At 60.3% G+C, this 25,481-nt stretch carries 34 protein-coding genes; 22 read left to right on the plus strand and 12 right to left on the minus strand.

Translation table 11 applies throughout. The features are described from left to right. Nucleotide 1: 1 nt before the first annotated feature. From LAC81_RS01760 to LAC81_RS01785, 6 genes are all read left to right on the plus strand, one after another. Complete coding sequence (locus LAC81_RS01760; RefSeq protein ID WP_113536362.1) at nt 2–910, plus strand: ABC transporter permease subunit; 909 nt, start codon at nt 2–4, stop codon at nt 908–910. A gap of 2 nt (nt 911–912) precedes the next feature. Next, nucleotides 913–1,755 carry an ABC transporter ATP-binding protein gene (locus tag LAC81_RS01765; RefSeq protein WP_223726468.1) on the plus strand — a complete coding sequence of 281 codons (843 nt, stop codon included), beginning with the start codon at nt 913–915 and terminating at the stop codon, nt 1,753–1,755. Continuing rightward, nucleotides 1,752–2,579 (plus strand): dipeptide ABC transporter ATP-binding protein, encoded by an 828-nt coding sequence (locus LAC81_RS01770; protein ID WP_223726469.1) that lies wholly within the window; start codon nt 1,752–1,754, stop codon nt 2,577–2,579. Before LAC81_RS01765 ends, LAC81_RS01770 begins: the two co-directional genes overlap by 4 nt. A gap of 171 nt (nt 2,580–2,750) precedes the next feature. Further along, nucleotides 2,751–3,098, plus strand: coding sequence for a RidA family protein (locus LAC81_RS01775; RefSeq protein ID WP_223726470.1), 348 nt, complete (start codon nt 2,751–2,753; stop codon nt 3,096–3,098). Nucleotides 3,099–3,275: 177 nt separating this feature from the next. Next, complete coding sequence (locus LAC81_RS01780; protein WP_223726471.1) at nt 3,276–3,446, plus strand: hypothetical protein; 171 nt, start codon at nt 3,276–3,278, stop codon at nt 3,444–3,446. A gap of 125 nt (nt 3,447–3,571) precedes the next feature. After that, the gene (locus tag LAC81_RS01785) at nt 3,572–4,711 is read left to right on the plus strand and encodes an AI-2E family transporter (RefSeq protein ID WP_223727875.1); all 1,140 of its coding nucleotides are present in this window, start codon (nt 3,572–3,574) and stop codon (nt 4,709–4,711) included. 17 nt (nt 4,712–4,728) lie between these two features. Here LAC81_RS01785 and LAC81_RS01790 read toward each other — a convergent pair whose 3' ends face one another. Then, nucleotides 4,729–5,526: a response regulator gene (locus tag LAC81_RS01790; RefSeq protein WP_113536357.1), complete on the minus strand. Its 798-nt coding sequence runs from the start codon at nt 5,524–5,526 to the stop codon at nt 4,729–4,731. Nucleotides 5,527–5,712: 186 nt separating this feature from the next. On the opposite strand from LAC81_RS01790, the gene LAC81_RS01795 reads away from it, so the two are divergent. Then, nucleotides 5,713–5,916 carry a NepR family anti-sigma factor gene (locus LAC81_RS01795; protein ID WP_223726472.1) on the plus strand — a complete coding sequence of 68 codons (204 nt, stop codon included), beginning with the start codon at nt 5,713–5,715 and terminating at the stop codon, nt 5,914–5,916. Between the two features lie 60 nt (nt 5,917–5,976). Here the strand turns inward: LAC81_RS01795 and LAC81_RS01800 are convergent, their stop codons facing one another. After that, nucleotides 5,977–6,225: a glycine zipper domain-containing protein gene (locus tag LAC81_RS01800; RefSeq protein WP_113536355.1), complete on the minus strand. Its 249-nt coding sequence runs from the start codon at nt 6,223–6,225 to the stop codon at nt 5,977–5,979. A 498-nt stretch (nt 6,226–6,723) separates the two neighbouring features. Between LAC81_RS01800 and LAC81_RS01805 the strand changes: the two genes are divergently transcribed. Together LAC81_RS01805 and LAC81_RS01810 are read left to right on the plus strand one after the other, a co-directional pair. Beyond that, nucleotides 6,724–7,047, plus strand: a complete 324-nt coding sequence (locus LAC81_RS01805) for a hypothetical protein (protein ID WP_223726473.1) — start codon at nt 6,724–6,726, stop codon at nt 7,045–7,047. A 50-nt stretch (nt 7,048–7,097) separates the two neighbouring features. Next, nucleotides 7,098–7,295: a CsbD family protein gene (locus LAC81_RS01810; RefSeq protein ID WP_057250941.1), complete on the plus strand. Its 198-nt coding sequence runs from the start codon at nt 7,098–7,100 to the stop codon at nt 7,293–7,295. A gap of 168 nt (nt 7,296–7,463) precedes the next feature. Here LAC81_RS01810 and LAC81_RS01815 read toward each other — a convergent pair whose 3' ends face one another. Both LAC81_RS01815 and LAC81_RS01820 read right to left on the minus strand, forming a co-directional pair. Further along, nucleotides 7,464–9,161, minus strand: coding sequence for a hypothetical protein (locus LAC81_RS01815; protein WP_223725502.1), 1,698 nt, complete (start codon nt 9,159–9,161; stop codon nt 7,464–7,466). 158 nt (nt 9,162–9,319) lie between these two features. After that, nucleotides 9,320–9,517: a hypothetical protein gene (locus LAC81_RS01820; RefSeq protein ID WP_223726474.1), complete on the minus strand. Its 198-nt coding sequence runs from the start codon at nt 9,515–9,517 to the stop codon at nt 9,320–9,322. Between the two features lie 227 nt (nt 9,518–9,744). Here LAC81_RS01820 and LAC81_RS01825 point away from each other — a divergent pair, with 227 nt between their 5' ends. From LAC81_RS01825 to LAC81_RS01835, 3 genes are all read left to right on the plus strand, one after another. After that, nucleotides 9,745–9,909, plus strand: a complete 165-nt coding sequence (locus tag LAC81_RS01825) for a DUF1328 domain-containing protein (protein WP_113536352.1) — start codon at nt 9,745–9,747, stop codon at nt 9,907–9,909. 153 nt (nt 9,910–10,062) lie between these two features. Continuing rightward, nucleotides 10,063–10,566: a TIGR00645 family protein gene (locus LAC81_RS01830; RefSeq protein WP_113536351.1), complete on the plus strand. Its 504-nt coding sequence runs from the start codon at nt 10,063–10,065 to the stop codon at nt 10,564–10,566. 65 nt (nt 10,567–10,631) lie between these two features. Next, nucleotides 10,632–11,885 carry an NAD(P)/FAD-dependent oxidoreductase gene (locus LAC81_RS01835; RefSeq protein WP_223726475.1) on the plus strand — a complete coding sequence of 418 codons (1,254 nt, stop codon included), beginning with the start codon at nt 10,632–10,634 and terminating at the stop codon, nt 11,883–11,885. Nucleotides 11,886–11,966: 81 nt separating this feature from the next. Here the strand turns inward: LAC81_RS01835 and LAC81_RS01840 are convergent, their stop codons facing one another. Next, nucleotides 11,967–12,719: an SDR family NAD(P)-dependent oxidoreductase gene (locus LAC81_RS01840; RefSeq protein WP_419195795.1), complete on the minus strand. Its 753-nt coding sequence runs from the start codon at nt 12,717–12,719 to the stop codon at nt 11,967–11,969. Between the two features lie 93 nt (nt 12,720–12,812). On the opposite strand from LAC81_RS01840, the gene LAC81_RS01845 reads away from it, so the two are divergent. After that, complete coding sequence (locus LAC81_RS01845; RefSeq protein ID WP_223726477.1) at nt 12,813–13,430, plus strand: TetR/AcrR family transcriptional regulator; 618 nt, start codon at nt 12,813–12,815, stop codon at nt 13,428–13,430. A gap of 63 nt (nt 13,431–13,493) precedes the next feature. Here LAC81_RS01845 and LAC81_RS01850 read toward each other — a convergent pair whose 3' ends face one another. Beyond that, entirely contained in the window at nt 13,494–13,952 is a 459-nt protein-coding gene (locus tag LAC81_RS01850) for a hypothetical protein (protein WP_328716826.1), read from the minus strand. 256 nt (nt 13,953–14,208) lie between these two features. On the opposite strand from LAC81_RS01850, the gene LAC81_RS01855 reads away from it, so the two are divergent. Beyond that, nucleotides 14,209–15,348, plus strand: a complete 1,140-nt coding sequence (locus tag LAC81_RS01855; protein WP_223726479.1) for a fumarylacetoacetate hydrolase family protein — start codon at nt 14,209–14,211, stop codon at nt 15,346–15,348. A gap of 28 nt (nt 15,349–15,376) precedes the next feature. On the opposite strand, the gene LAC81_RS01860 is transcribed toward LAC81_RS01855, so the two are convergent. Further along, nucleotides 15,377–15,625: a hypothetical protein gene (locus LAC81_RS01860; RefSeq protein ID WP_223726480.1), complete on the minus strand. Its 249-nt coding sequence runs from the start codon at nt 15,623–15,625 to the stop codon at nt 15,377–15,379. A 250-nt stretch (nt 15,626–15,875) separates the two neighbouring features. Here LAC81_RS01860 and LAC81_RS01865 point away from each other — a divergent pair, with 250 nt between their 5' ends. Next, nucleotides 15,876–16,115 (plus strand): hypothetical protein, encoded by a 240-nt coding sequence (locus tag LAC81_RS01865; protein ID WP_223726481.1) that lies wholly within the window; start codon nt 15,876–15,878, stop codon nt 16,113–16,115. A 23-nt stretch (nt 16,116–16,138) separates the two neighbouring features. Here the strand turns inward: LAC81_RS01865 and LAC81_RS01870 are convergent, their stop codons facing one another. Next, the gene (locus LAC81_RS01870; protein ID WP_223726482.1) at nt 16,139–16,405 is read right to left on the minus strand and encodes a hypothetical protein; all 267 of its coding nucleotides are present in this window, start codon (nt 16,403–16,405) and stop codon (nt 16,139–16,141) included. A gap of 710 nt (nt 16,406–17,115) precedes the next feature. Beyond that, the gene (locus tag LAC81_RS01875; protein ID WP_223726483.1) at nt 17,116–18,309 is read right to left on the minus strand and encodes a tyrosine-type recombinase/integrase; all 1,194 of its coding nucleotides are present in this window, start codon (nt 18,307–18,309) and stop codon (nt 17,116–17,118) included. A gap of 197 nt (nt 18,310–18,506) precedes the next feature. Here LAC81_RS01875 and LAC81_RS01880 point away from each other — a divergent pair, with 197 nt between their 5' ends. From LAC81_RS01880 to LAC81_RS01910, 7 genes are all read left to right on the plus strand, one after another. Further along, nucleotides 18,507–18,710, plus strand: a complete 204-nt coding sequence (locus tag LAC81_RS01880; protein WP_223726484.1) for a helix-turn-helix domain-containing protein — start codon at nt 18,507–18,509, stop codon at nt 18,708–18,710. Beyond that, entirely contained in the window at nt 18,707–18,925 is a 219-nt protein-coding gene (locus LAC81_RS01885) for a hypothetical protein (RefSeq protein ID WP_223726485.1), read from the plus strand. Before LAC81_RS01880 ends, LAC81_RS01885 begins: the two co-directional genes overlap by 4 nt. Before the next feature lie 118 nt (nt 18,926–19,043). Further along, nucleotides 19,044–19,466: a hypothetical protein gene (locus tag LAC81_RS01890; protein WP_223726486.1), complete on the plus strand. Its 423-nt coding sequence runs from the start codon at nt 19,044–19,046 to the stop codon at nt 19,464–19,466. Nucleotides 19,467–19,712: 246 nt separating this feature from the next. After that, nucleotides 19,713–21,977 (plus strand): bifunctional DNA primase/polymerase, encoded by a 2,265-nt coding sequence (locus LAC81_RS01895; protein WP_223726487.1) that lies wholly within the window; start codon nt 19,713–19,715, stop codon nt 21,975–21,977. Nucleotides 21,978–22,208: 231 nt separating this feature from the next. Beyond that, nucleotides 22,209–22,616, plus strand: coding sequence for a hypothetical protein (locus LAC81_RS01900; protein WP_223726488.1), 408 nt, complete (start codon nt 22,209–22,211; stop codon nt 22,614–22,616). Next, on the plus strand, nt 22,613–22,846 hold the full coding sequence (locus LAC81_RS01905) for a hypothetical protein (protein WP_223726489.1): 234 nt from the start codon (nt 22,613–22,615) through the stop codon (nt 22,844–22,846). The genes LAC81_RS01900 and LAC81_RS01905 overlap by 4 nt, the downstream gene beginning before the upstream one ends. After that, the gene (locus LAC81_RS01910) at nt 22,843–24,054 is read left to right on the plus strand and encodes a hypothetical protein (protein WP_223726490.1); all 1,212 of its coding nucleotides are present in this window, start codon (nt 22,843–22,845) and stop codon (nt 24,052–24,054) included. The genes LAC81_RS01905 and LAC81_RS01910 overlap by 4 nt, the downstream gene beginning before the upstream one ends. Before the next feature lie 289 nt (nt 24,055–24,343). Here LAC81_RS01910 and LAC81_RS01915 read toward each other — a convergent pair whose 3' ends face one another. The 3 genes from LAC81_RS01915 to LAC81_RS01925 all read right to left on the minus strand — a co-directional run bounded on the left by LAC81_RS01915 (nt 24,344) and on the right by LAC81_RS01925 (nt 25,326). After that, a complete protein-coding gene (locus LAC81_RS01915) occupies nt 24,344–24,529 on the minus strand; it encodes a hypothetical protein (RefSeq protein WP_419196084.1) in 186 nt (61 codons plus the stop codon). Nucleotides 24,530–24,699: 170 nt separating this feature from the next. Continuing rightward, nucleotides 24,700–25,020 carry a hypothetical protein gene (locus tag LAC81_RS01920; protein ID WP_223726492.1) on the minus strand — a complete coding sequence of 107 codons (321 nt, stop codon included), beginning with the start codon at nt 25,018–25,020 and terminating at the stop codon, nt 24,700–24,702. Nucleotides 25,021–25,038: 18 nt separating this feature from the next. Next, complete coding sequence (locus tag LAC81_RS01925) at nt 25,039–25,326, minus strand: hypothetical protein (protein WP_223726493.1); 288 nt, start codon at nt 25,324–25,326, stop codon at nt 25,039–25,041. Nucleotides 25,327–25,481 lie beyond the last annotated feature (155 nt).

Genomic DNA, 25,481 nt, shown 5'->3' on the forward strand with positions numbered 1-25,481 from the left:
CATGTCTCAAGCTGCTGCTACAAGCACCGTTTCGACCGATCCGTCCCGCCGGGCGCGACTGGCCGAGTTCTGGTATTACTTCTCCGAGAACCGCGGCGCCGTCATCGGCCTCGTGTTCTTCCTGCTCCTCGTCCTGCTGGCGATCTTTGCGCCGTGGGTCGCGCCCCATGATCCGGTGGCGCAGTACCGTGATGCGGTTCTGGTGCCGCCGATCTGGCAGGAGGGCGGCCGCGCCGGCTTCCTGCTCGGCACCGACGCCGTCGGCCGTGACATGCTGTCCCGCCTGATCTACGGCACGCGCTTCTCGCTGTTCGTCGGTGTCATCGTCACGACCCTGTCGCTCGTCGGCGGCATCGCGCTCGGCGTCATCGCCGGCTACTTCCGTGGCTGGGTCGACACCGTCATCATGCGCGTGATGGACATCATCCTCGCCTTCCCGTCGCTGCTGCTCGCCCTGGTGCTGGTGGCGGTTCTCGGCCCGGGCCTGGTCAACGCCATGATCGCGATCGCGCTCGTCTTCCAGCCGCACTTCGTGCGCCTGACGCGCGCTGCCGTCATGAGCGAAAAGACCCGTGACTACGTCGTCGCCGCCAAGGTTGCCGGTGCCGGCCACGGCCGCCTGATGTTCAAGACGATCCTGCCGAACTGCATGGCGCCGCTGATCGTCCAGGCGACGCTTTCCTTCTCGAGCGCGATCCTCGACGCTGCAGCCCTCGGCTTCCTCGGCATGGGTGCTCAGCCGCCGACACCGGAATGGGGCACGATGCTCGCCGAAGCCCGCGAGTTCATCAGCAGCCATTGGTGGGTGGTCACGCTTCCGGGTATCGCGATCCTGATCACGGTGCTGGCGATCAACCTGATGGGTGACGGCCTGCGCGATGCACTCGATCCCAAGCTGAAGAGGTCCTGATCATGGCGCTTCTCGAAATCGAAAACCTGGTCGTCGAATTCCAGACGGCCTCCGGTCCCTTCCGCGCCGTCAATGGCGTCTCGATGAAGGTTCATGAAGGCGAGGTTCTGGCGATCGTCGGCGAGAGCGGCTCGGGCAAGTCCGTGTCGATGCTGGCCGCCATGGGCCTTCTTCCCTGGACGGCAAAGGTCACCGCCGACAAGCTCACCTTCAACGGTCGCGACCTGCTTGGCATGACGGCCAATGAGCGGCGCAAGATCGTCGGCAAGGACATTGCCATGATCTTCCAGGAGCCGATTGCCAGCCTCAACCCGTGTTTCACCGTCGGCTTCCAGATCGAGGAAGTGCTGCGCATCCACATGGGTCTCGACAAGGCCGGTCGCCGCAAGCGCGCGATCGAACTCTTCGAAGCGGTCGGCATTCCGGATCCGGCCGAGCGGCTCAGCCATTTCCCGCACCAGATGTCGGGCGGCCAGTGCCAGCGCGTGATGATCGCGATCGCGATCGCCTGCAATCCGAAGCTTCTCATCGCCGACGAGCCGACAACCGCGCTCGACGTGACGATCCAGAAGCAGATCCTCGACCTGCTGATGAAGCTGCAGGCCGAGCACAAGATGGGCCTGATCATGATCACGCACAACATGGGCGTGGTTGCGGAAACCGCCGACCGGGTGGTCGTGCAGTACAAGGGCCGCAAGATGGAAGAGGCCGACGTGCTGACGCTCTTCGAAAACCCGAAGAGCAACTACACGCGCGCACTTCTGGCGGCCTTGCCTGACAATGCGACCGGCGATCGTCTGCCGACGATCTCGGAACTCTTCGTCGATGAAGGAGCGGCCCAATGAGCGTGATCCTCGAAGCGCGCAATCTGGTGCGTGACTACCATATCCCCGGCGGCCTCATGAAGAAGGCGAAGACGGTTCACGCGCTGAAGGGCGTGAGCTTCAGCGTCGAACAGGGCAAGACGCTGGCGATCGTCGGCGAGAGCGGCTGCGGCAAGTCCACCCTTGGCCGCATCCTCACCCTGATCGATCCGGCGACGTCGGGCGAGCTCCTGATCGAAGGCAAGAAGATCGACATCGCCAAGGGCGACATGACCTCGGAGATGCGTCGCAAGGTGCAGATCGTCTTCCAGAACCCCTATGGCTCGCTCAATCCGCGCCAGAAGATCGGCGACATCCTGATGGAGCCGTTGGTTATCAACACCAACACGCCGGCCGACGAGCGTCGGGAACGGGCGATGGCGATGCTGAAGAAGGTCGGTCTCACCGAACTGCACTTCAACCGCTATCCGCACATGTTCTCCGGCGGCCAGCGCCAGCGTATCGCCATTGCGCGCGCGCTGATGCTGAACCCGAAGCTGCTGGTGCTGGACGAGCCGGTATCGGCACTCGACCTGTCGGTTCAGGCACAGGTCTTGAACCTGCTCGCCGACCTGCAGGACGAGTTCAAGCTGACCTACGTCTTCATCAGCCACGACCTCTCGGTCGTGCGCTACATCGCCGACGACGTCATGGTGATGTATTTCGGCGAAGCCGTCGAATATGGCAGCCGCGACGAGGTCTTTGCGGATCCGAAGCACAGCTATACCAAGACGCTGTTTGCGGCGACGCCGCGTGCGGACGTGGAGAGCATCAAGGCCCGCCTCGCCAAGAAGCAGGCGGCCTGATCCCTTCGTCTCTGAAATGAAAAAATGGAAGCCGGGCAGCCACTGTCCGGCTTCTTTGACTTGAGGGCGCGATAGTGTAGAGGTGTCGCGCCGCCTTCACTTCTCGCCTCTGGGCGGCGGGCAGCCGCTTTTCGGCCGACGACCGTTCGGCCCAACCTCAGGAACACGATCATGGAAATCAAGCGTTTCGAAACCGGCCCCCGTATGAGCCAGGCCGTGGTCTACAACAACACCGTCTACCTCGCCGGCCAGGTCGGCAATGCCGGTGACGATGTCGTGACGCAGACCAAGCAGGCGCTTGCCGAAGTCGACCGTCTGCTGGCGCTCGCAGGCACCGACAAGACCCGCATTCTCTCGGCCACCATCTGGCTCGCCGACATGGCCGACTTCCCGAAGATGAACTCGGTCTGGGACGCCTGGGCACCGCAGGGCCACACCCCGGCCCGCGCCACCGGCGAAGCCAAGCTCGCGACCCCGGAATACCTCGTCGAAGTCATCGTCGTCGCCGCTGCCGTCTAAGGCCTGCGGTACGGGTTTACCCGTCGCTTTCTTTTCTGCGCCGCCGGCTCTCGTCCGGCGGCGTTTTTCGTTGTGCTGCAGGAGCGCGCGGGGAACCAATCGACCAGCCCGCACGTTAATTGTCCGATCCAAGAAACCGGCCGAAAAATCGGGCCAACTCAATTGGGAGGACTGTCTATGCTCTATTGGCTGCCAAGGGTCTGTGTCCTTCTTTTCGCAGTCGTCCTGATCGGCTTCGGTCTCGTTCCGTACACGGCCGCGGGTGTCGCTCATACCTTGCTCGTCATCATACTGGGGCTCGGCCTGCTGTCGCTGACGCTGCACGTCTTTCCGCCCGAACGACATTGATCGAGCATGATCCAAGCGGTGTATCGCATTCGCAACCGGAGCGACCGCCCCGGCGCCCCAATCTCTCGTCCGGAAACGCGGATGCATTTCGCGCTGGCCTGGCTGAAGGAAAGCGAGGAATGATCGTGGACACCTTGCGGCGGACCGGTGCCTCCTATGAGAGAAAACGTGCCAGGCGCGTCGTCGAAGAGGAGGCGGCGGTCGCGATCGCGGCGCCGTCGACGGAACCGCGTCGCGACGGTATCGACCTCATGGTCGCCTGGAGCATTATCGGCCTCTTCGTGATAGCGGCGTGCGCCGCGGTCTACGCCATGGAGACGATCCTGCTGCCGATCACGCTCGCGATCGTTGTCGGCATCGTTCTCGGGCGAACGGCTGACGGACTGGCGCGTTACGGCCTTCCTCCGATTTTCGGTGGCCTTCTTCTGGCGATGATTTTTGTCACCGGTCTGTCCTGGCTCGTGGATGCGCTGCTCGGCCCCTTGACGGCGCTTGCCTCCGAGGCTCCGAAGCTTGCCGAAAGCGTCGTTGCACGCGTCATGCCGTTTATCGAGCGGTATGAATGGTTGCGGCTGGCAGTGGCGCGCGGCGTCGGCAACGATGCGATTGCCGATACCGTCATGAAGAATGCCGGCCCCATGCTCGCCACCACCGCAGCGGGGCTAACGCCGGCCCTCGTGCAGACCCTGATTTTCCTGGCGGCGCTCGGTTTGTTTCTGCTCGGCCGACTGCAACTACGCAAGGCCGTGATTCTCGCTTTCGCCAGTCGTGAGCGGCGGCTGAGCGCCATCCGCATCATGAACGGCATAGAGGATGCGCTCGCGCGTTACTTCTCCATCGCCAGCCTGATCTATCTGGCGCTCGGAACGGTGACCATGATCATTGCGCTCGTGGGCGGTCTTGCCATGCCGCCGCTCTGGGGCCTGTTTGCCTTCGTATCGAGCTTCATTCCCTATCTCGGCGTGACGGTCATGACGCTCAGCCTGCTCGTGGCAGGGCTGATGACACATGAGGTCCTGTGGCTGGCATTGGCACCGGCCCTAGCCTTCTTCGTCGTTCACCTTGCGATGGAGAACCTCGCCATTCCAGCCGTCCTCGGCAACGAGCTCGAGGTGAACCCGTTCCTCGTGTTCATTGCCATCGTCTTCTGGACCTGGATGTGGGGCGCGGTCGGCGCCATGCTGGCGTTGCCGCTCTCGCTCATCGTGCTGGCGATCGTCGAAGAGATCGGCGAGCAGCCACCGGAACGCCAGCTCCCCGGATAGGCAGGCCTCAGGAGAAATCAGCGCCGGGCCGACCGTGCGTGCTCGTCGAAGAACAGGGCCTGGCTGATCAGAGCCTTGACCATGTCGGGATTGAACGGCTTGGTGACGAGAAAGGCCGGTTCCGGCCGCTTGCCGGTGAGCAGCCGTTCAGGGAAGGCGGTGATGAAGATCACCGGCACCGCCGCCTGGGTGAGGATCTCGTTGACGGCATCGATGCCCGAGCTGCCATCGGCAAGCTGGATATCGGCGAGCACCATCTTCGGCGATGTCTTGCGATAGAGATCCAGCGCCTCCGTATGGGTGCGGGCGATTCCGGTGACCCGGTGGCCGAGGCTTATCACCATGTCTTCGATGTCGAGCGCGATCAGCGGCTCGTCCTCGATGATCAGCACGTCCGTTGCAACCTGGCGCGAGATATCTTCCGACGCGATCGTCAGCAACTTCGAGAACTCGCCCTGGCTCAGCCCCATGATCTCCGCCGCATCGGCGATCGAGAAACCTTCGACGGAAACGAGCAGGAAAGCCTGGCGCGGGGCAGGGGCGATCAGCGAGAGGTTGGCAGCCGCCTGTTGTTCCCAGGCAAAAGGCGAGGCGTTTTCGGTTCGATCGATCGAAATCTTCTCGAACTGCGAGCAGAATAGCTTGTAGAGGCTGATTCGGTCATTCGACGTATCCGGAAAGAGGCTGATGTCTTCGATGAGAGCCTCGAGGACGGCGGCCACATATCCGTCGCCTGCAGCCTGCGAACCGGTGACGGCGCGGGCGTAGCGGCGCAGAAAGGGCAGGTGTGGCGCGATCCGGGTCGAAAGGGACATCAACGACTTCCTTAGGTGCAATACGATTCGTTTGTTTTCTGAGGATAGGGGAGATCCGGCGGAATACGTGAATGGTTTTGAACACGTTTTTCAGCCTAGAGCAAATTCGGCAAACTCGCGATGCGGTCTTCTGTGCGGGTGGGTGGACATCAACGGGAAGACGGCAAGCGGCGGTGGAAGTAGAACATGGATGACGGGATCGAAGGAGCGCATGAGCCGGGCAGGGGATTGGATGCGGTCGACGAAGGCTCGGATGCCCGTGGGCTGATCGGCGCCAGATTGAAGGCGCTCTACCACGCCTTGGAACAGGAGCCTGTCCCTGACTTCTTCATCGATCTTCTTGAAAAGCTGGATAAGGCGGAAGCGGCGACGGCTGAGCGCGCGTCCTGAGCTGTGTTAGCTTTAACGAGAGAAACGGGCCTTGGCCCGTTTCTCCATTGTTCGTGCCGATCAGCAGGCGGCCTCATAGCGGCGACCGTAGCGGTCGCGATAGATGCAGCGGCCCGGCTCGTTGGCGTGGCCGATGAGAGCACCGGCGACACCGCCGATCGCGGCACCCACGGCTGCACCTCTGACATTGCCCGTTGCTGCGCCGCCGATGATGGCGCCACCGGTTGCGCCGATTGCTGCACCCTTTTCTGTTTGCGTGCAGGCGGCGAGCGGGAGAATGAGGCTTGCTACGATCAGTATCTTTTTCATGACGCGTTCCTATCTGAAGGTTGCTCTGTTGAACGTAGAATCGGTTGCTCGAAATTTGATTTGCCGGGACTGATGACGAACAGAATGACGACAATGAGGCATCTGTCGCACCCCGTGCCGCGTCATTGGCCAGCTTCGACTTGCTCGCAATGAGCGAGCTCGGTGTGGTGTGTCCTTGCCTCCCAGCGTATCCTCCATCGCTCCGCCGCAGTCGCAGCACTTGTTATCGTTGCGAAAACGACGACTGCGGCGTTTTGTTCCATAGCCGTCGCTACGGCATTTCATCTCTCGGCGGCAGTTGTGTTGATTGATCACACCCTGGCGCGGCGGTGACGGCGGCAGCGGGGACGTTTGTCCGCGCCCAAAAGAGCGAAATAGGGCGCAACGAACGCATTGCCCGGGCAAAAGGTTCCAACAAAAATTTGATCTCGGCCGGCGGAACACGAGGGCATGCGTCTCCGTTTGCCGTTCTCGAGTTTGATGTTGGGGAGCATGCCCATGGAACATATCGCTGCCATCATGGTCCTGGTCGGTTGCATGCAGGCCACGGACGCCTGCCGCGAAGTACCGGCGCCCACCGAAGCGTTCGAGACCGTCGACGAATGCCGGGAACTGCTTTCACCGGCGATCGAGGCGACCGCCGGGGCCTTCAAGCACGCCTATGGTGTCTGCGCCGAGGTCGACCCGGCTCTGTTCGTCGAGGACGCGACCATTGAATGGCACGTAACCCCTCCGGGCCGCTTGCAGGTCAAGGTGCAGGCCGATGACGGTAGCTACACCGTCGCCGCGCGCCACGACGGCAATGCGAACATCCGCAACTGAGTTCACTGACCGCCCGTGTGCGGCGGCCCCACCAACCGAAAGGCAAAACAATGAATTGGGATATCGTCGAAGGCAAATGGCATGAACTGAAAGGCAAGGTCCAGGCGCAATGGGGCAAGCTCACCAATGACGACCTTGACGTTATCGATGGTCGCCGGCAGGAACTCGCTGGACGTATTCAGGCCCGCTACGGCGTCGCTCGTGACGAAGCTGAGCGTCAGATCGATGAGTGGATGTCGCGGCGTTAGGGAGGCCTGACAACGGGATAGAGTGTAACGTCAGACCCGCGCGAAGTGTCGACCAAATAAAGATAGACGTTCGAACAAGAAAAGCCGCCCGGTCTTGGCCCCAGCCACTTACTTAAATGTGGAATCGACTTTCGGGTCGATTCCACATGATTTAGCTCTCTCTAAAATTCAGTCGAAATAGAGGATATCCTCGAAGCGAACTGGCCCCTTGGCGAGGCCCAAGCGCATGGCTGGTGTTTGGCCGTCCTTGCCCTTGGCGATGAAGTTGAAGTAGGTGCGGAAGATCACCAGGCACTTCTCGACCATGTCGGGGGAGTAGAACCCGTACAGGTACCATTTTCGCGCCGCACGCCTCGGATACGACGGCGCTCGTTCCAGCCCGGCGATGCTGCGGCGGACCTGCATGAAGAACCTGTCGACCTGGTGGAGCGAGACATCGTGGAGCACCCTTGCGATCTGCAGGCCAGTCCGTCTGCCGTCGTCCGTTAGCAGGCGGACGCGCTTTCCGGGTTCTGACTTGTTGATGTACGGGTAATCGACCTCGGTGGTCCTGAGGTGCTCGCTTCGCTCCGAGGTGCTCATCCGATCCAGCCCGCTAATCTGCAGGAAGAATGTCAGCCAAGCCACGAATGGATGAAGGAAGGGATAGGCCTCCTCGGCGAGCGCCTTGATCTTGTTGGCCGCCATCACCCGCTCGTTCTTCTCGTCGATGGTGGAATTCTTGTCGAACGACATAACCGCGACGTCGAGCTTGCGGGCCATGGCCTTGTCGACCCAGCCCGCCAGGACGGCGGTCGGGAGGCCGGGGTCAGCGTCGAGCGAAAAGTACACATGGTCGGCGCGGCCGAGCAGATGGCGGAGATATCGGAAGTGCCCTATTGCCAGATAATCGATGTGAACCATCGCCCCCTGCCTGGGTAGCTGGCGGTCTTCGGTCATGTGCTCTGGCGACTCCTGGTCCTCGCGGACTGGTCGAAACACGTTCGATGGAAGCGACAGGGCGCTGGCGTAATCCTCGAAGTTCCAAAGGCGGGCGTACTCCCGGAAGGCGGGCCGCTTCAGGAGATCGTCGCATTCCTCGACGAGCTGCTGGACCTCCAGCGTATTGAAACGTAGATCGAGCTGCGGGTGGCAGGCGAGGACGTATCCGGTGTTGAGGCAGCTCGTCACGATTGCCCGGAACTGGATCGTCTTGCGCATCGCCTTGGTCGGCCAGTTGACCATGTAGTCCTGCATGTCCGTGCAGAGACGCATGTCGCCCAGGTCCATCGTGGGAAGGCGACGCTCGCGGTCCGCGACGAACTTGGCGCACTGGCCGTGGATAAAATCGATCTTGTCGTAAACCGTCTTGATATTCAGGCCCGTGACCTGCGCGATCTTGGCAAGGGCGACCTTTGCGACGAGAAGCTGGAAGACGGTCTTGTTCTCGTGCGACTTCCGATGCCTTGCATGCCGCCTTGCCGCCGAAAAGGTCGTCCGGCATTCACGGCATCGGTATCGTGGGTCGCCGCTCGCGTTGGTGCCGTGGCGGTAGTATTCTCCGGGATGCGAATCAAGCGGCTTCGAGTGGTTCGAGCAGGTCTTCTTCGTGCACCTGTGGCCAAGAGGTGCGGCGAGCGACTGTAGGTGTCGGTCGAACTCCTCCCAAACGGCCTTGTTGCTTTTGACGATGGAGGACGTGCCGCATGTCGTGCACCTGAGGACAGCGTTATCGTCCCTCGCTGAAACCTTATACGGTGTCCGATTGTTGTCTGATCGGGATCGCCCTCGACCGTCCTCCAGCTCCGCTGCAACGCCGAAGTTTGGGCAGTGCGGATTTTTACAGAAGTTGACGTTCACTCCCTGGAAGGGGAGAGGCAGTCGCAAGCGTTTTTGGGTCTCCGAAAAAATCTCCGGCATACGCAATACCCCCGATAACCGGGGTTATAAGGGGTATTGCTGAAGACGGTCCTAACGATTCCACATTTAAGTAAGTGGCTGGGGTCTTGGCCGTGGCGGCTTTTCAATTGTTTTGCGGAATCTTGCTATTTCTTCTGTGCCATCTGTTCGCGCCGGCGAAGTTCTTCGAGAAGATACTCGAGTTTCGAGCTCTGTCCCTCGCCATTATTGACGTAAAGATCGCGCATCGTCTTACCGATGTGAAGATTTCCATCCGGGAGATCCGCTCGCTCCCGGCCCGCCTCAACCGCAGTTTTCCAGATATGTGCTGTCGGCATCTTCATTTCGACCCTGCGTATTCCATGGGGGAAGAACGCCAGAGTATCGCGAAGGTTCCGGGCGTTTCCTGTACAAACCGTCTCGATTTGGGACTCTTTTGTCTATCGTGGTAAATAAATCCTTACCGTTCCGTGCGGTTCAAGAATCTCGCCGTTCGCGTCTCAAATGCAATTTGGAACAAAGTGATAGTTGTGGCGTTTGCTTTGCAGTCATGCAGGCAAGGAGAATTGCTATGTTATACTATGCGCTTGTCTTCCTCGTTGTGGCAATCATAGCGGGTGTACTTGGTTTTGGCGGAATCGCGGGTACGTCCGCGGGTATCGCCCAGATCCTTTTCTTCCTCTTTCTCGCCTTCCTGGTGATCTCGCTTGTCGCTGGTCTCGTGCGTCGAGGCTGACAGGGGCGGTCGCAAACCTGAGTGGGTTCGACATGGGCGGCGGCAACGTCGCCCTTCTTGCTTCGGCGAGAGGCGTCGTCTTGCTTGCCCTTCAAGGTCCGCTTGGCTATTGATGCCGAAATCGCAGCTTTTGCCCTGAGGATACCGAACATCATGAAATCGCTGGAACTGCTCGTCGAGCGGATCATCCTCTCCAGCCGCTGGCTCCTCGTCATTTTCTATCTCGGTCTCGTCGCGGCACTTGCGCTTTACGGCGTATCCTTCATCTACAAGTTCCTGAAAATCGCGAGCATGGTCTTCGTCTACGACGATGCCCAGATGATCCTGGCGATGCTCGGTCTGATCGACGCCGCGCTGGTCGCGAGCCTGATCGTCATGGTGATGATTTCCGGCTACGAGAATTTCGTCAGCCGCTTTGACGAGGGCGATGCCGAGGTTTCGTTCCTTGGCAAGCTCGATGCCGGCAGCCTCAAGATCAAGGTTGCTTCTTCGATCGTCGCCATCTCATCGATCCATCTGCTGCAGATCTTCCTGAACACGCAGCAATATTCGAGCGAGCAATTGATGTGGGCGACAATCATGCATCTCGCCTTCGTCGTCTCCGCCGTACTGCTCGGCTATCTCGAGCAGATCATGAATGCACTGAAGAAGAAGTGACGTTTGGCGCCGTGGCTTGAGCGAAGCCGCGGCTTGTCTTGATCGAAAAAACGGGGCAGCCGCACATGAAGACTGACGTAGTGGTTCTCGGCGCCGGCATCGTCGGTATTTCCACCGCCATCCATCTGGCGCGGCGCGGCAAATCGGTGGTGCTTCTCGATCGCCGCGGCGCCGGTGAGGAAACTTCCTATGGCAACGCCGGTCTGATCCAGCGCGAGGGTGTGTTTCCCTATGGCTTCCCGCATGATTTCGGCGCGCTGTTTCGCTACGCGTTGAACAATACCATCGACGCCCACTACCACTTCCGTGCCCTGCCAGGACTGGTGCCGTTCCTGGCGCGCTACTGGTGGCACTCCGGATTTACCCAGCACCAGCGCATCGCCCATCTCTATGCGCCGCTGATCGAGCACTCGATCAGCGAGCACCAGGACCTGATCGAGGCGTCCGGCGCGGGCGAGTTGATCCGCAAGGACGGCTGGATGAAGGTGTTCCGCACGGAGAAGCAGCGGGATGCCGCCTACAAGGAAGCGGAAAAGCTCTCGGCCGGCTTCGGCGTCAACCACCAGAAGCTCTCGACCAGCGAACTGAAGACGATCGAACCGTCGATCCGGGCCGATCTCGTCGGTGGCCTGCGCTGGAGCGACCCCTGGTCGATCCGTGACCCGCACAGCCTCAACAAAGCCTATCTTGCTTATTTCCAGTCGCTCGGCGGACGGTTGGTTTCCGGCGATGCCGCCACGACCGAACATGTGCTCGAAGGTCCCGGCTGGCGCGTCGCCACACCGGAGGGGCCGCTCGAAACCCGTGAGGTCGTCGTGGCGCTCGGTCCTTGGGCCGACACGGTTACCCGCAAACTCGGCTATCATTTCCCGCTCGCGGTCAAGCGCGGCTATCACATGCATTATGGCATGCAGGAGGGCGCTCAGCTCAACAACTGGGTGCTCGACGCCGAAAGGGGGTACTTCCTGGCGCCGATGCTGCGCGGCGTCCGACTCACGACCGGTGCCGAATTTGCCTGGCGCGACGCACCGAAGACGCCGGTACAATTGACGCGCGCCGAGCGGGTGGCGCGTGAATTCTTCCCGCTCGCCGAACGCCGCGACGAAGAGCCGTGGATGGGCGCGCGTCCCTGCACGCCGGACATGATGCCTGTTATCGGCAAGGCGCCGCGCCACGAGGGCCTGTGGTTTGCCTTTGGCCATGCGCATCACGGCATGACGCTCGGTCCGGTGACCGGCCGGGCACTGGCGGAAGCCATGACCGGAGAAAAGACGGTCATCGATATCGCACCCTATCGCCCCGAGCGCTTCCTGGCCTGAAGCAAATGCATCGACTCAAGATCAAGTAGGTGAAAAGGCCAGAAGCATCGTTTCCGGCCTTTTCATTTCTGGCAGATCGTCTCAGGCGTTGGTGCCGCCATCGATGGTGAACTCGGCGCCGGTGACGCTGCGGCCGTCAGGTCCCGCAAGCCAGGCGACCACGCCCGCGACGTCACTTGCCTCGTTGAAGCGCGGGATCGCCATCAGCCCCCGCTGCGGACCAGCGTGTTCACCATCGGCAGGGTTCATGTCCGTATCCGTCGAGCCGGGATGGACGACATTCACGGTAATCCCTCTTGGCCCAAGGTCGCGTGCCACCGCCTTGGTAAATCCGATAAGGGCGCTCTTGCTGAGCACATAGAGGCTCATGCCCGGCCAGGGAACGCGGGCGGCGAGATTGCTGCCGATCGAGACGACGCGTCCGCCCTCTGGCATATGGGCGGCTGCGGCGCGTGTCGCCAGAAACACCGCCTTCACGTTGATGTCGATCGTCCGGTCAAAATCCTCCGCGGTCACCTCCGTCACCGTTCCTGCATCGAACACGCCGGCATTGTTGACGAGGATGTCGATGCGGCCGTGTTTCTCGGCAACCGTGCCGACAGCGGCCTCGACCGCGCCCGGGTCGCGGTTGTCCGCCTGGATCGCCAGTGCGCTGCCGCCGGCCTTGGTCATTTCCGCCACCAGCGCCTCGGCCTTCTCCTTGGACTGGCTGTAGGTCACCGCAACGGTTGCGCCTTCGTCCGCCAGGCGCCTTGCGATCGCAGCGCCGATGCCGCGGCTGCCGCCCGTTACCAGGGCCACCTTGTTTTTCAAACTCGTCACTGGTCTCTCCATATTTGTAGTGATCGATACATATATGGAGAGACGACTTGCCAGCTGCTGTCAAGCGATTTATGTATTGATCGATACAGAAAGGAAGTTGCCTCCATGTCCCGCGGCCGTCCACGCAATTTTTCCCGAGAGGAGGCGCTTGCGAGCGCCATGCAGCTCTTCTGGGACAAGGGCTACGACAACACGTCGCTGACCGATCTGACCCAGGCCATGGGCTTGAAGCCACCGAGCCTCTACGCCGCTTTCGGCAGCAAGGCGCAGCTCTTCATCGAGGCGGTCGATCTCTATGGCCGGACAGACGGCGCCGGCATCTGGGATGAACTGGAAACGGTGCCGACTGCCAGGGCAGCGGTACATGACCTCTTGAGACGAACCGCCGACAATTTCACCCGCGGCGGCGAACCGCGCGGCTGCATGGTCGTGCTCTCGGCGCCACAGATGGCGGGTGGGGATGCGGAGGTCTGCGAGGCGTTGAAGCTGCGCCGGCTTGAGAAGCAGGTCGCGTTGGAGCAGCGCTTCGAGCGCGCTGTTGCGGAGGGCGATCTGCCCGAGGGCACGCCGTGCGCGGCAATCGCGGCCTATGTCGCCTCGCTCCAGCACGGCATGTCGATCGAAGCCCGCGATGGCGCAACCCGAGAAACCTTGTTGGCGATCGCCGACTGCGCCGCTGCCGGCTGGGACGCCATGATCGGGGCATCGATCAAGCGAACCTGAGCGATTGTTTTGAGCGCGAAGGGCCGGAGGGAAATCCCTCCAGCCATTGGCGTCGGCTAGCCGTTACTGTGCCGGCTGGGTCATGTTGGGCGTGGTACCGGGCGTAGAGTTCGGGGTCGAGCCCTGCGTCTCCGGTGCCTGCTGCGGCGTCGATTCGGGTGCCGGCTGGGTGGTCGTTACGCCGGAAGGTGCCGCGCTGTTATCGGCCGGAGGCGTTGCCTGGTTCGTCGTGCCGGGTGTCGCTGTGCCCGGGGCCGTCGTATCCGGCGTTGCCTGGCCGGTGGCCGGCTGATCCGTGGTCGGCGGCGGCGCTGCGGTATTGGCCGTATCGCGGCTCAGTTCAGCCGGCAACCATGCGATCAGCGCCAGCACGAGGCCGGCGAGCAGGATGATGACGATCGGCCAGTTGCTGCGCGAACGGGCCGGAGGCACATCACTCATCGGCGTTTGCGTCTGTGGCAGAGGCTGCCCGGTCACCGGATCGATCACCGGCTTGTCCTTGAACTCTTCGTGCTGGTTCATTGCGTTCATCCTTTTCTTGGCGTCCTCCTGGCCTCAGGCGGCTGCTCCTGAACCTTCCCGGGCAGCCGTGGGCAGCGGATTTCGCGCCGTCGCGAAGCGACAAGGGCGCCCGGAGGGCGCGTGACATAACCGTAAACGCGTGAAAATTTGCAATGTTCCGGTCGCTACAACCCAAGGGACGTTTGCGCGCCGCCGCCGGCTTTACAGCCATCGTTTCGGCTGCAAGAAATAGAGCGCGCATGGAGGATGAGGCGGCATGAGCGATACAGCGTTTAACGGGGGCACTTTTGTCGGCCGCGTTTGGCGTCCCGATCTCGGCGGGCCGTCGCTTGTCACGATCCGTGACGGCGCGCTCATCGACATCACCTCGAAAGAGACGCCGACCATGCGCGACCTGTTTGAGCTCCCGGATCCGGTCGCACATCTGCGCTCCGTTTCCGGCGAGCGCCTCGCCCCGCTTGACGCGTGTCTCGCGCAAAGGGCCGACGCATCGATCCTGCATCTCATCGCGCCCTGCGACCTGCAGGCGGTGAAGGCCTGCGGGGTGACTTTCGCGCGCTCGATGATCGAGCGCGTCATCGAGGAGCGGGCGGCGGGCGATGCGTCCCGGGCCGAAGCGATCCGCAGCCGCGTCACTGCCGTCATCGGCGACAGCCTGCGCAACCTGAAGCCCGGCTCTCAAGAAGCAGCCCGCGTCAAGGCAGCGCTCCAGGAGGAGGGCGTGTGGTCGCAATATCTGGAGGTCGGCATCGGCCCGGATGCCGAAGTCTTCACCAAGGCCCAGGTGCTCTCGGCGGTGGGCCCCGGCGCCGATGTCGGCCTGCACCCCGCCTCGCGCTGGAACAATCCGGAGCCGGAGATCGTGCTTGCGGTTTCATCGAGCGGCCAGGTCAAGGGCGCCACGCTCGGCAACGACGTCAACCTGCGCGACATCGAGGGCCGCTCCGCGCTGCTTCTCGGCAAGGCCAAGGACAACAACGCCTCCTGCGCCATCGGCCCCTTCATCCGCTTCTTCGACGAAACCTACACGATCGACGATGTGCGCAAGGCCGAACTCACCCTGGTCGTCGAAGGCGAGGACGGCTACAGGCTCACGGGCCGGAGTTCGATGGCGGAAATCAGCCGTGACCCGCTCGATCTTGTCGCCCAGACCATCGGTCCGCACCACCAATATCCCGATGGCGTGATGCTGTTCATGGGCACGCTCTTTGCCCCTGTCGAAGACCGCGACGAACCGGGGCAGGGCTTTACCCACAAGCTCGGCGATGTGGTGACGATCGCCAACGCCGAACTCGGCCGGTTGACCAACACCGTCACGCTTTCGACCGAATGCACGCCCTGGAGCTTCGGCGCGGCGTCGTTGATGCGCAATCTGGCGAGGCGCGGCCTGCTCTAGCGCGGCCCGCGGTTCCGGCAGCAAGCGGCTACGTCATCTTCCGCATGATCCAGAGAGTCCGGCCCGGATGGGCGATGTCGGGCACGATTTGAAGGCGTGCATCGTCTTTCAGTCGTTCCGCTTCTGCGTCGTCGAGGAACAGGACCTGCTGATCGGTTTCGTTCGCATTCGGCGTAATCCACCAGTGCCGATCCTCACAACAAAGGCCGGCTTCCGGGTTTTCCTGGATGTACTCGATCGCATATTCGGCGTCCGTCTTTCTGCCAGAATCGAACATGAGCCGTCCTCCGCCTGATCGCTTGGATGGGGCGAGATTATGCGCCTGTTGCCGGACTTTGGGCAGCCAGGATCTGTTGTCCGTACATGCGTGGGGTCAACCGCGGCCTTTCAATCTGGCCGGCCGGCGCACAGGTTTGCGCGCCTGAGTTGTCTTCCTGTTGCTGGTCTGCTGTATCATACATCGCGGACGCGGCGATTTGGTTGCCAGCCGGTGGATTAGTTGAGGTCTTCTCCTACGAGACCCCGTGATGGAGCGCAGCTCCTTGTCGGCCAGATACAGATTGGCGATCATCCTGGCCGTTCTAGTGCTTGTACCGGCGGTGTGGTGGCACCTCGAAAACAATGATCCCTGCACGACGGAAGGCTGCGTGTGGATCGTCGGTTTTGGGTTTTTGGCTGTCAGTGGGGTACTCGGTCTTGTCGCGCTGTATCACGTCCTCACAATCCTCGAAGGGCTCTGGACGTCCTTTCTCTACCGCGATGAATAGGCCTCGTCGCCGCTCCTCGGCCACTAGTGCCGGCTGTTCTCTGACGCAAGCTCCAAAAAACGTCCAACCGACCAGAGGTAGTTCACAATCTCCAGCTTCAGGGGATCGGGGTTGCCGTACTTCTCTTGAATCCGGTCGAGCGTCTCGATCGCGCTGTCCTGCTCGTCTGCATCCCCAATCACGTAGCTGTCGTGCCCCACGGCGGTGATGTCGCACCCGGATTCAATCACCTCGTCTACGAAGGTGGGAATTTCACTGGGCTCCATATGGCGGTGGATGTTTTCAGGCATATTAGGTCCTCCTTTGAGGCCGCTGGGCGCATAGTGCTGGTGTGAATGCGCGGCAGGGCCCATCTCGGGTGGACCCCAGAGCGTATGGGGCGTGCGCTCTGGGATCACTGGCGCCAATGACGGAAGGCTGTCCGATTCGGGGTTGGCGCTAAGTGAGGATGGCCGGTGAATTGGGCACGAGCAACGCCGCTAGGACCTTTGCGTGAACGCGCCAGACCTAAGTCCGGGTTTTCCAGTTTTCTGGTCCACGCAAGGAAATGGCCCCGCCGTCACCAGGGCCATGAAAGACTGTGCCGCTCAAAGGGTGGACGTCGCGGGATCGTTCGCAAGACGTCGTCCGCCGCGTCGATCAGGGGTTCCGTGATATCTTCAGGTGATAAATTCTCTCGCGTGTGAAGATGCTATCATCCGTCACGAGGGCTCCGCGCTGGCGGCTGCCTGCAATACCGGCCTGCTCGCGCACATCGCGGATAGCGTCGACGGGCCGCCTGTCTCAGGAAATCGTTGAAAATCAAGGGGAGCCAGTCGCAATATCACGCCACACTGCAGGGCTGAGATTGTCTCAGCCTGATCTGTTCATTCTTCAATTCTGCGAGATAGAACCGTTGGCTGGGGAACCTGGATTCGAACCAGGACTAACGGAGTCAGAGTCCGTCACGTAGCGTTGATTTAATGTCGTAATTTGGCTTCATGTTGCAGTCATGTTGCAGTTAGCTCAAAAGCGCAGACGCGGCGGCGTCCATCTCGACCCCGGCGCCAGCCCGTTTGAACAGGTGCGAATACGTGTCGAGAGTGATCTGAATCGAGCTGTGCCCCATTCGTTCTTGGACGACCTTGGCAGTCAGGCCGAGGCCACCGTCTGCAGGCGAGTTGATGCACCAAGACGCATAGAAGTGACGCAACGCATGAAGCCCAGTGTACTTGGCTGCCCTAATCGGATTGCCATCCTTGTCCTGCGTGCCGGTATCGACTGAGACTTCGGCCGCGATCTGGGGAGGGTGGTACCACCGCTTAACAATGTTCGCATGCCATTCGATGTTGCCGGAGCCGTTTGGGAACACAAGATCCGCGTCGCCGGCGGGGCAGTCCTTTTTCCAGTCCCTAAGTGTCTTCACAAGGTCGGCGACCAGCGGAATGGATCGTCGACCCTTCTTTGACTTAGGGCTGCCGATTTCCTGATGAGCATCAGCGCGCTGCCTTACGGTGAGCTCGGCGCGGTTCAGATCGAGGTCAGACCAGCGGAGGCCGCGCAATTCGGACGCCCTCATGCCGGTAAAGATGGCCGTCATGACGAACACGCGGTCACGGCCTACTGCCTTGCGCATGATGGCCCTGATTTCATCTGGCGTCGGAATGTCTATGCCGACTTCTGGCGGTTTCTCGTGCCGTGCCTGCGTTCCGCCTTTCGCCTTCTTGCCGCGGCCCATGTCCTTCACGGCATTGCGAACGACCAATCCGCGTTCCTGCGCATCTGAGAGAATCGAGCCGAGGCTTACGCGCACGTTGCGAAGCATCGCGTCAGAGCGGCCTTCCTTCCGAAGTTCATCTAGCCAGGCGCGGACGAACGGCACTGTGGCCTCGTTGAGGCGGCGACCACCGATGTAGGGGGAGATGTGTAAGTTGAGGTGCTGGCGATACTGGGAAAGGGTGGTGCGCTCATGGCCTGCCACTTCGCAGGAGGTCAGCCACAGCTTGCCGGCCTCGGCGATAGTGATGGTGTCGCGGTCGGCCACGTGGACTCGGTCCATCACTTCAACATGAGTACTGGACTCAAATCTCTTGGCGTCTTTTTTGAGGGGGAAGGACTTCTGGTGGCGTTTGCCGTTCTGGTCGAAGTAGTCGACGACCCATGCGGACTTCTCAACGCCCTTGGCCGTTGTCCATTTCCGTTCGCGAATTGACATGCTTGCTCCTGGTCGGGAGCACAAAATGCACGACTAACGGACTATTTGCAACACGTCGAAATGCATGGCGGCATCTTGACATAGTTGTAAAGCTATAGTATCATCAGAAATTGTCGATAAACGTGTACGAAAATCATAAACGCATGTCAACAAACTACCAGTTTTACAAATCGTGTCAACCCCAATGAGGAGAAAAAATGAAAGCCGCCAACGATAATTTAGCGTCCGACATCCTGAAGGGCGCAGAAGAGATTGCGGAGTTCCTCGGCGAGGAGGTGCGCGCCGTGTTCTACGCCGTCAGGAAGGGACGCCTGCCGCACTTCCGCGTTGGCCAGAATATTCGGGCGCGGAAGTCCACGCTGCTAGCCTGGATTGCGGAGCAGGAAAGGACTGCAGCATGAGTAGGTTTAAGATCAGAAACTTCGATCTAGCCGACCCCGAAGACCGGGTCACAGTTAGGGCCACGTTTGATCTCGAGTTCAGCGACGGAACAATTGCTCATCGCGTTACCCTTTCGGATGACGGCACGTACATCCACCTGCCGGGCATTGAGCCGTCACTCCGCGAAGAAATAATAGCCGCCGCGATGGAAGAGGCCGCTCGCCGCCAGCGGTAGCTTACATGCTGACGGGCGTGCCTTGACGCTAGCGAGCGCTTCACGGTTACTAAGCAGTCGATCATTTCATCCTAATCAACCCACGGCCGACCGGCGCCATCGCCGGCGAGGAGGATTTTTGCGCATTTCTACCGAAGTTAAAGGGCCATCGCTGGCCGACGTTTTGGCTTTCACGATCCTTGAAAAAGAAGAAGACGTGGCTCGTGTGGAGCGTGCCGCCCGACGTCGCTTACGCGGCGTGTCCGAATGGGAAGGGTGGAGAATCTTTTCGACCGAAACGCACGATGAAGGTGACGAGATCATGCGCCTGAACGTGTTTGTCGAGCCGACCGACCGCTCGAGTCCATCCGCCTTGCGGGTGTTCGAGTTCTATCTAGGGAGCGAGGGGCGTCATTCGGCTCGGTTCGCTGCCTTCATTCGCGCGGTGGGTATTATCGAGAAGATTGAGGATGACCGCGAATTGGTTGGTCGATACTTCGCCACACTGAACGACGGACGAACGGGCGCCGATTTTGGTCCGCTCACCAGGGCGATTGTTTAGTGGAGCCGGTCATCCAATCCATCACGGCGGTCGAAAGGCCGCCGACTTCAGGTGGCGCGAGAACCGTCGCACGTTTCACTGTCCCACTCGGCGATGTGCGCCTTTATGGGCTCCTTCTTCGCGAGTTCCCTGACGGGACCAGAAGGACGATCGCTCCAAACGTAGCCGGCCAGCACTGCGCATCATTCCAGCCAGCGACGGCAGCAAAGATCACAGCCGCAGCGACATTAGCACTTGGGGGCCAGCTTGCCGACAACCGCATCCGCCATTCAGCCTGAGCCAGGCACCCCCTCCATCGGGGACAACCTTTCCGTTGCGCTGGAATACATCGCAGCAGGGATTCATGTTTTCCCCTGCCGTGTCGCCGAGGAAACAGATCCACACACAGGCCGAGTGTACGAGCCCAAAAGCCCTTTGACATCAAATGGGTTATACGGCGCGACCACGAGCGAACGGATCGTGCGAGAATGGTGGAGGCGCAATCCAGAGGCATTGGTCGGCATTCCGACCGGCGAAAAAACAGGCTTCTTCGCGCTCGACGTGGACGTGAAGCAGGGCAAGAAGGGTGACGCCAATCTGGCGGATCTTGAGGCCGAGTACGAGCCGCTGCCGCAAACGGTTGTCGTGCGGACTGCAACGGGAGGAATGCACTTCCTTTTCAAACATGTTGACGGCCTAACCACGTCAACAGGAAGCCTTCCCGCGGACATCGATATACGAGCGCAGGGCGGCTATGTAATCGCCGCCGGCAGCACGCTCGCAGATGGAACGTTCTATGAGTTCCTGGGAAGCCAGAGCCCCAGTGGTTTCATGGCAGAGGTTGCGGAAGCCCCTAAATGGCTAGTCGATCTCGTCCGAACGCCCAAGCACACGCCGCGGTACGACCACACCCCCGCGAATGACAATGCACCTGCATGCGCTGCCGAAGTCCAAGAGTTGCTGAGCTTTATCTCGCCAGACATTGTCTACCAAGACTGGGTCAGCGTGCTGATGGCAGTTCATGGCGCACTGGGGAGCGATGGGCTCGCGATCGCCGACGCTTGGAGTGCTCGTGGCGCCAAATATAGGAAAGGGGACGTGGCCACGCGGTGGAAAGGCTTCACGGCTGGCAAAGGCGTCACCTTGAGCACGGTAGCGCAATTGGCTCGCGACGGGGGCGCAGATCTGTCTGCGATCGCTACGAAGCACCGCGGCGGCAGCGACCGTGCGGACTGGATCTCGCCGGAAAAGTCATCAGACGCGGCAACCAGATTAGCAGCAACGGCCAGGGCAAAAGCTGCCGCGCAGCCGGAGTCATCGAACGACAACGCGCCCATTCCTGCTGAACCTCGCGAGCTTTCAATTTTCGAGTGGACAGTCGATCGCTTCGTCGGCGAGGCGCCAAAGGTCGAATATCTCGTGGACGGTGTCATTCCCTTGGGCGTTCCCGGCATGGTTTCCGCGGCGGGTGATACCGGGAAAAGCTTCGCCTTGCTCGAGCTTCACCGTCGTGTGGCGTTTGGAAGCAGCATCTATGCGCCGCCAATTTTCGGGGGGAAGGTGGTCGGCGAGGGCGTGTCGGTCATGATCACCTCCGAAGATGACGCGAACGAGGTGCATCGCCGCATCGCCGCCCTAGACGATAAGGGCGAGCGCTTCAGCAGCGCCGGTAAGCGGATGATCGTCGTACCGTTGCCATCAGCGGGTGGCGCTAGAGCCTTTTGGAAAGAAGACCGCAAGCTCGGGCTGCTTGAGACGGATGAGTTTAAGAGGATCTGCGATCAGCTCCGCCGAATTCCCGACTTACGGCTCGTCACGTTTGATCCTCTCGCGTCATTCGCTCATCTACCATTGAACGAGGATCCCACCGCTGGACAGTTCGTGTGTTCGTCTCTGGCGCGGTTGGCTTCGGAAAGCAATGCCACGGTGCTCGTTGCTCACCACATGAGGAAATCAAAAGCCCCAATCGAAACGCTTGCTGACGCTCGTGAGGCAATCCGTGGCAGTACAGCTTTGGTCGACGGGCTCCGGCTTGCTTACGCAATGTGGCCGGCGGATGAGGCGAGGGCGAAGCGCACCTGCAAATCCCTAGGCATCGACTACCAGCCTAATCGGATCGTTCTCGGCGGGGTTGTGAAGGCGAACGGGGCCGCTCGACGCATTCTCAGCACTTATGCGCGGAGCGAGTCCGGATTGCTGGTCGACAAGACGTCTGGCCTTGGGTCAGCGGCTCCGCCGCAAGCCGACTTATTGGCAGCTCTCGTCATCGCCGTCGAAGCTGCTGCGGCTGCCGGCGCACCGTTCACGAAGACCGGTGCAAGTGGCCTTTATGACATGCGGGAGCGATTGCCAGACGAGCTTCGCGGGCTGTCCAAAGGGAAGCTCGACGCACTGGCGTCACAAGCTCTGGAACGCGGCGAGATCGTGCGGGCGGCGGCGAGGGGCGAAAAGACAGCAAAATGGCTCGACGTTCCCACCGGCATGTTTGCCATCGGCCTTGGGAATTTCGCAGCGGGAACGCCCCGTTCCTAAGCACCAATCCCGTTCCCAGGAATGGTTGGGAACGGGGCGTTCCCATGGGAATGGGAACGCTAAGTAGTTGAAAATAATAGATTTCCCATTCCCATTCCCGGCGTTCCCAAGATTTTTGGGAATGGCTTAAGCCATTGAAAATAAACGCATTCCCAGGTTCCCAGCATTTGCCCCTCTTACAGAGGGGTAGGCGTCTGGGAACGCCATACCCCGAGAAGTGAAGGAGTAGCGATGAACCTATTCGAGCATCACCTGACCAACATCCCCATCGTGGTCGGAGAGAGAGACACCGACCGCTATCTCCGAGCGTTCGCCGCAACAATCGATCGGCTCGATGCCGACGCTGATGGTGTCTGCGACGTGGACGCCGCGCTGGCGGCAGCGCGAGGCGCCATCCGTTTTATTGCAGACGATGCCTTTCGCCGCGGTTTCGAAACCTGTCACGAAAACGTGGTCGAGCCGCTGAGGTGCGGCACGATCTCCCGTGAAGACGCCCTCAAAGCCATGGCGAAGTTTGGCGAGCGGGTGCGCCAGACGATCGTTTCAACCTTCGAGGAGGAGAAGGATGTGCCGAACCAACTTACGGCTGACATCGACAGCATTGAGTTGCCCAGACCAGTCCTCAGGAGTCAGCAATGAACTGGTCCAGCAAGGATCTCCGGCTCACTGCGGCGCAGGCAAATTTCCTCGGTAGCGGCCGCAACAGTGTCCATCAGCGGGTCGATGACCGAACCCAGCTCATCTTGGAAGCAAGAAAGATGTTCGGGCCGTGGAAGCGGAACCCCGACATGACCTACAGCATGCCGCTTTCGCCAAAAGGGGAGGCCGCATTGTCGCGCTACCGAAATCGGAAAACGAGGGGGAAATGATGACCAAACGCACTACCGCCGAACATCGCGCCGAAGTCGAAGCTTGGCGCGCTACCGCCCCTGAACACGATCATGATCTCTTTTTCGAACAGCCCCGGATACCGGGGAAGCCCCGGAAGTCTAAAAAGCCGCGCCATAAGGGCCTTGCCAACCTCGGTGCTCTTTGGGCCATGCGCAACAGACCGGTCGGCGTGCTCGAGGACGGTGCAGCGCAACCATTGCCGGTCGTTTCATCTAACTGGCGCTTAACGCCGGCGAACGACAACAAGCGGCCTGATCCCGATGATGGCTTCGGCGGTACGGATCGCGCCGTCGAGTACACTCCATCGCTGCAGGCCATCAAGAAGTCTCTGGCCGAAATCGTTGTGAGGTATCGTCCGGAACCGATGATGCTCCCCGATGAATGGAATGAGGATCAACGAGCAGATCGGGAAGTTCACGCCATCCCGGTCGAGGGTGACTTCGAATACGGCATCCACCTCGACGAAAACGATAACCCGCATGAAGTCATCGTTCGCATCGGCAAGCTGCGTTTCAGTGATGGATCCCAGGTAGAGCAAGGTCACAAGCTTATTGCAGGGAAAGTCGTTAGGTCGCGCATTAAGATGCCAGTTGGCGCGATGCTCGGCACCAGGGAGAAGTCTGTGCGGGACAAGGGCTCCGCTCCAGATCCGTTGGAGGAGGCTCTCACGTTTGATTACTTCGCAGGGGAAAACGATCCTCCCGGCCTCTTCAAGAACGTGCAGTCTGCCCGTCCTGTGAAGAAAGTCGAACATCGCCGCCCTAAGGAGCCAGAGACTACGAAAGCGCAAGATCGGGAAACGCTGGCAAATGCCTACGCGAATACACCAGTATTGCCACCCATCAAGAAGTGCCCCGATGGCTTTCCTGCCGGTCCACGCAACCTGGCTCAACTATTCCCAGGCCTTGTCAAGGTCGCCACTGGCGACAGCGGCTTTCACGCATGGCAGGACGTTGTGTCGGAGCGTGCCGAAGTCGAAGAATGGAATGCCACTCTTCAGGGAATGAAGGACGATGACCTCAAAATATTGACAGAGGCCACGTCAGCAAAAAGTCTCGGCCAATTGGGCGAGGCGCGCGGCTATAGCGGTAAATACGCTATCGAAGCAGGTCGACGACTCCTCGTGGCGGCCAACGATAATTTCGAGCGAGCAATGGAAATCGCAAAAGAAGCGCGCAGAACCTGACTTTTTGACGGGGTTATGCCCCTTTTTACTATGAAGGGATACAATCCCGCGCCCGCCTTGTGCGGGCGTTTTTGTTTCGGCTCACTTTGCTGATGCTAGAGCCGACCCGAGGCCGCGTGCGAGCCTTGGGTAACTATCTGCCTGCGACGGCAGGAACGGGAGGAGATGCATTCCCCGTATCGTTTTCGCCGAGCGTCAATCAGCGCGAATGAAAAGTGCACCGACGAGCGCAAAGACCACGATGCATTGCAAAACAAACATTGGCCACTCGTCCGACATAGCGGCATCCCTACCGCCACTTCGGCGAACGTTGCGCATTGTGCAGAAGTTCCCTGGCTGTTGCGAACTGACCGAATAGGTGTCGCAGCCGCTTTTCCTCTTCGTGGCAGAGGCGGTGCCGTTTGCAGAAATCATGGACCGACCAGACCTTCGTGGCGGCGTCAGTTTCGAGCTTTTCGGCCTCTACGCGTTCCATCATTTTCCTCCCTGCATTCTTTATTAGGACATCCTACTAAAGGCTGATGCAGCGGGGAATAAACTGAGACGTAGCCACTTCGGGCTATTCAACCATCCCCTGGCGCGCCTCCTCTCGCGACAGGTGATCGTGCGGCTGCTCCCTTAACTGGTCGAGCAGCCGCTTTGCTTTCATGGAGTGTTCAACGCGATGATTGCGGTGATGGCTGAAACGCCAGAGAAGAACGCCCCTCCAGCGCTCACATAAGCGGCAATCCGATTCCTGCGGCCGACTTCCTTGTTGTAGCTGTTGAGCTCCTCGAAGTTGGGGAGCTTGGTGCCACCGAAGGAAATCTCCCCTCGGGGACCATCACTCATGACGATGGCATTCGGTACCCCCTGCGCGCCTTTCACCAAAGGCGCCTTCACCTGGACCGCCCACAACCAAGCAAAACTGGAAGCAAACCAGAGCGCCGCGGATATCCCAGCCGTGATGGCTGCAACAATCTCCATTATTCATTCCTTGTAGGATTACTTTTTCAGCAATAGCGCTTTCGCGAACGCCTCAATCGCGCCGTCGCGATCTGCCTTCATCATTTCGGCGGCTAAAGCGCCAAAGGTGCTTGGAGGGAAGAAAACAGTAACGTCAGTTACGCCACCACCTTTGGATTTCAGACTGAGGTGTGCGGATATACCCGCCTCATCTTTTCGATCGAGCGTCGGGCCTACGGCCGAAACGTGGACGCTTCGCTTCTCCTTGGAGAGTTTGTTGGATGTTTCACCGCCGCGCCATATTTCGGCCTTGAATAGTGTAGGCATTCACTTCCCCCCTTGGTTGAACCGCCGCAGAATCTGCGCGTGTACATCTGGCAAGACGCTAGGTCGATTTTCAACACCAAAATTGGTGGATCGCGACCCGGTAGGCGCTACCAGATTGCGGAAGCGCGTGCATGCGGCTCGGAGCTATCCTCAAA

The sequence above is a fragment of the Ensifer adhaerens genome (assembly GCF_020035535.1).
Classification (GTDB): domain Bacteria; phylum Pseudomonadota; class Alphaproteobacteria; order Rhizobiales; family Rhizobiaceae; genus Ensifer.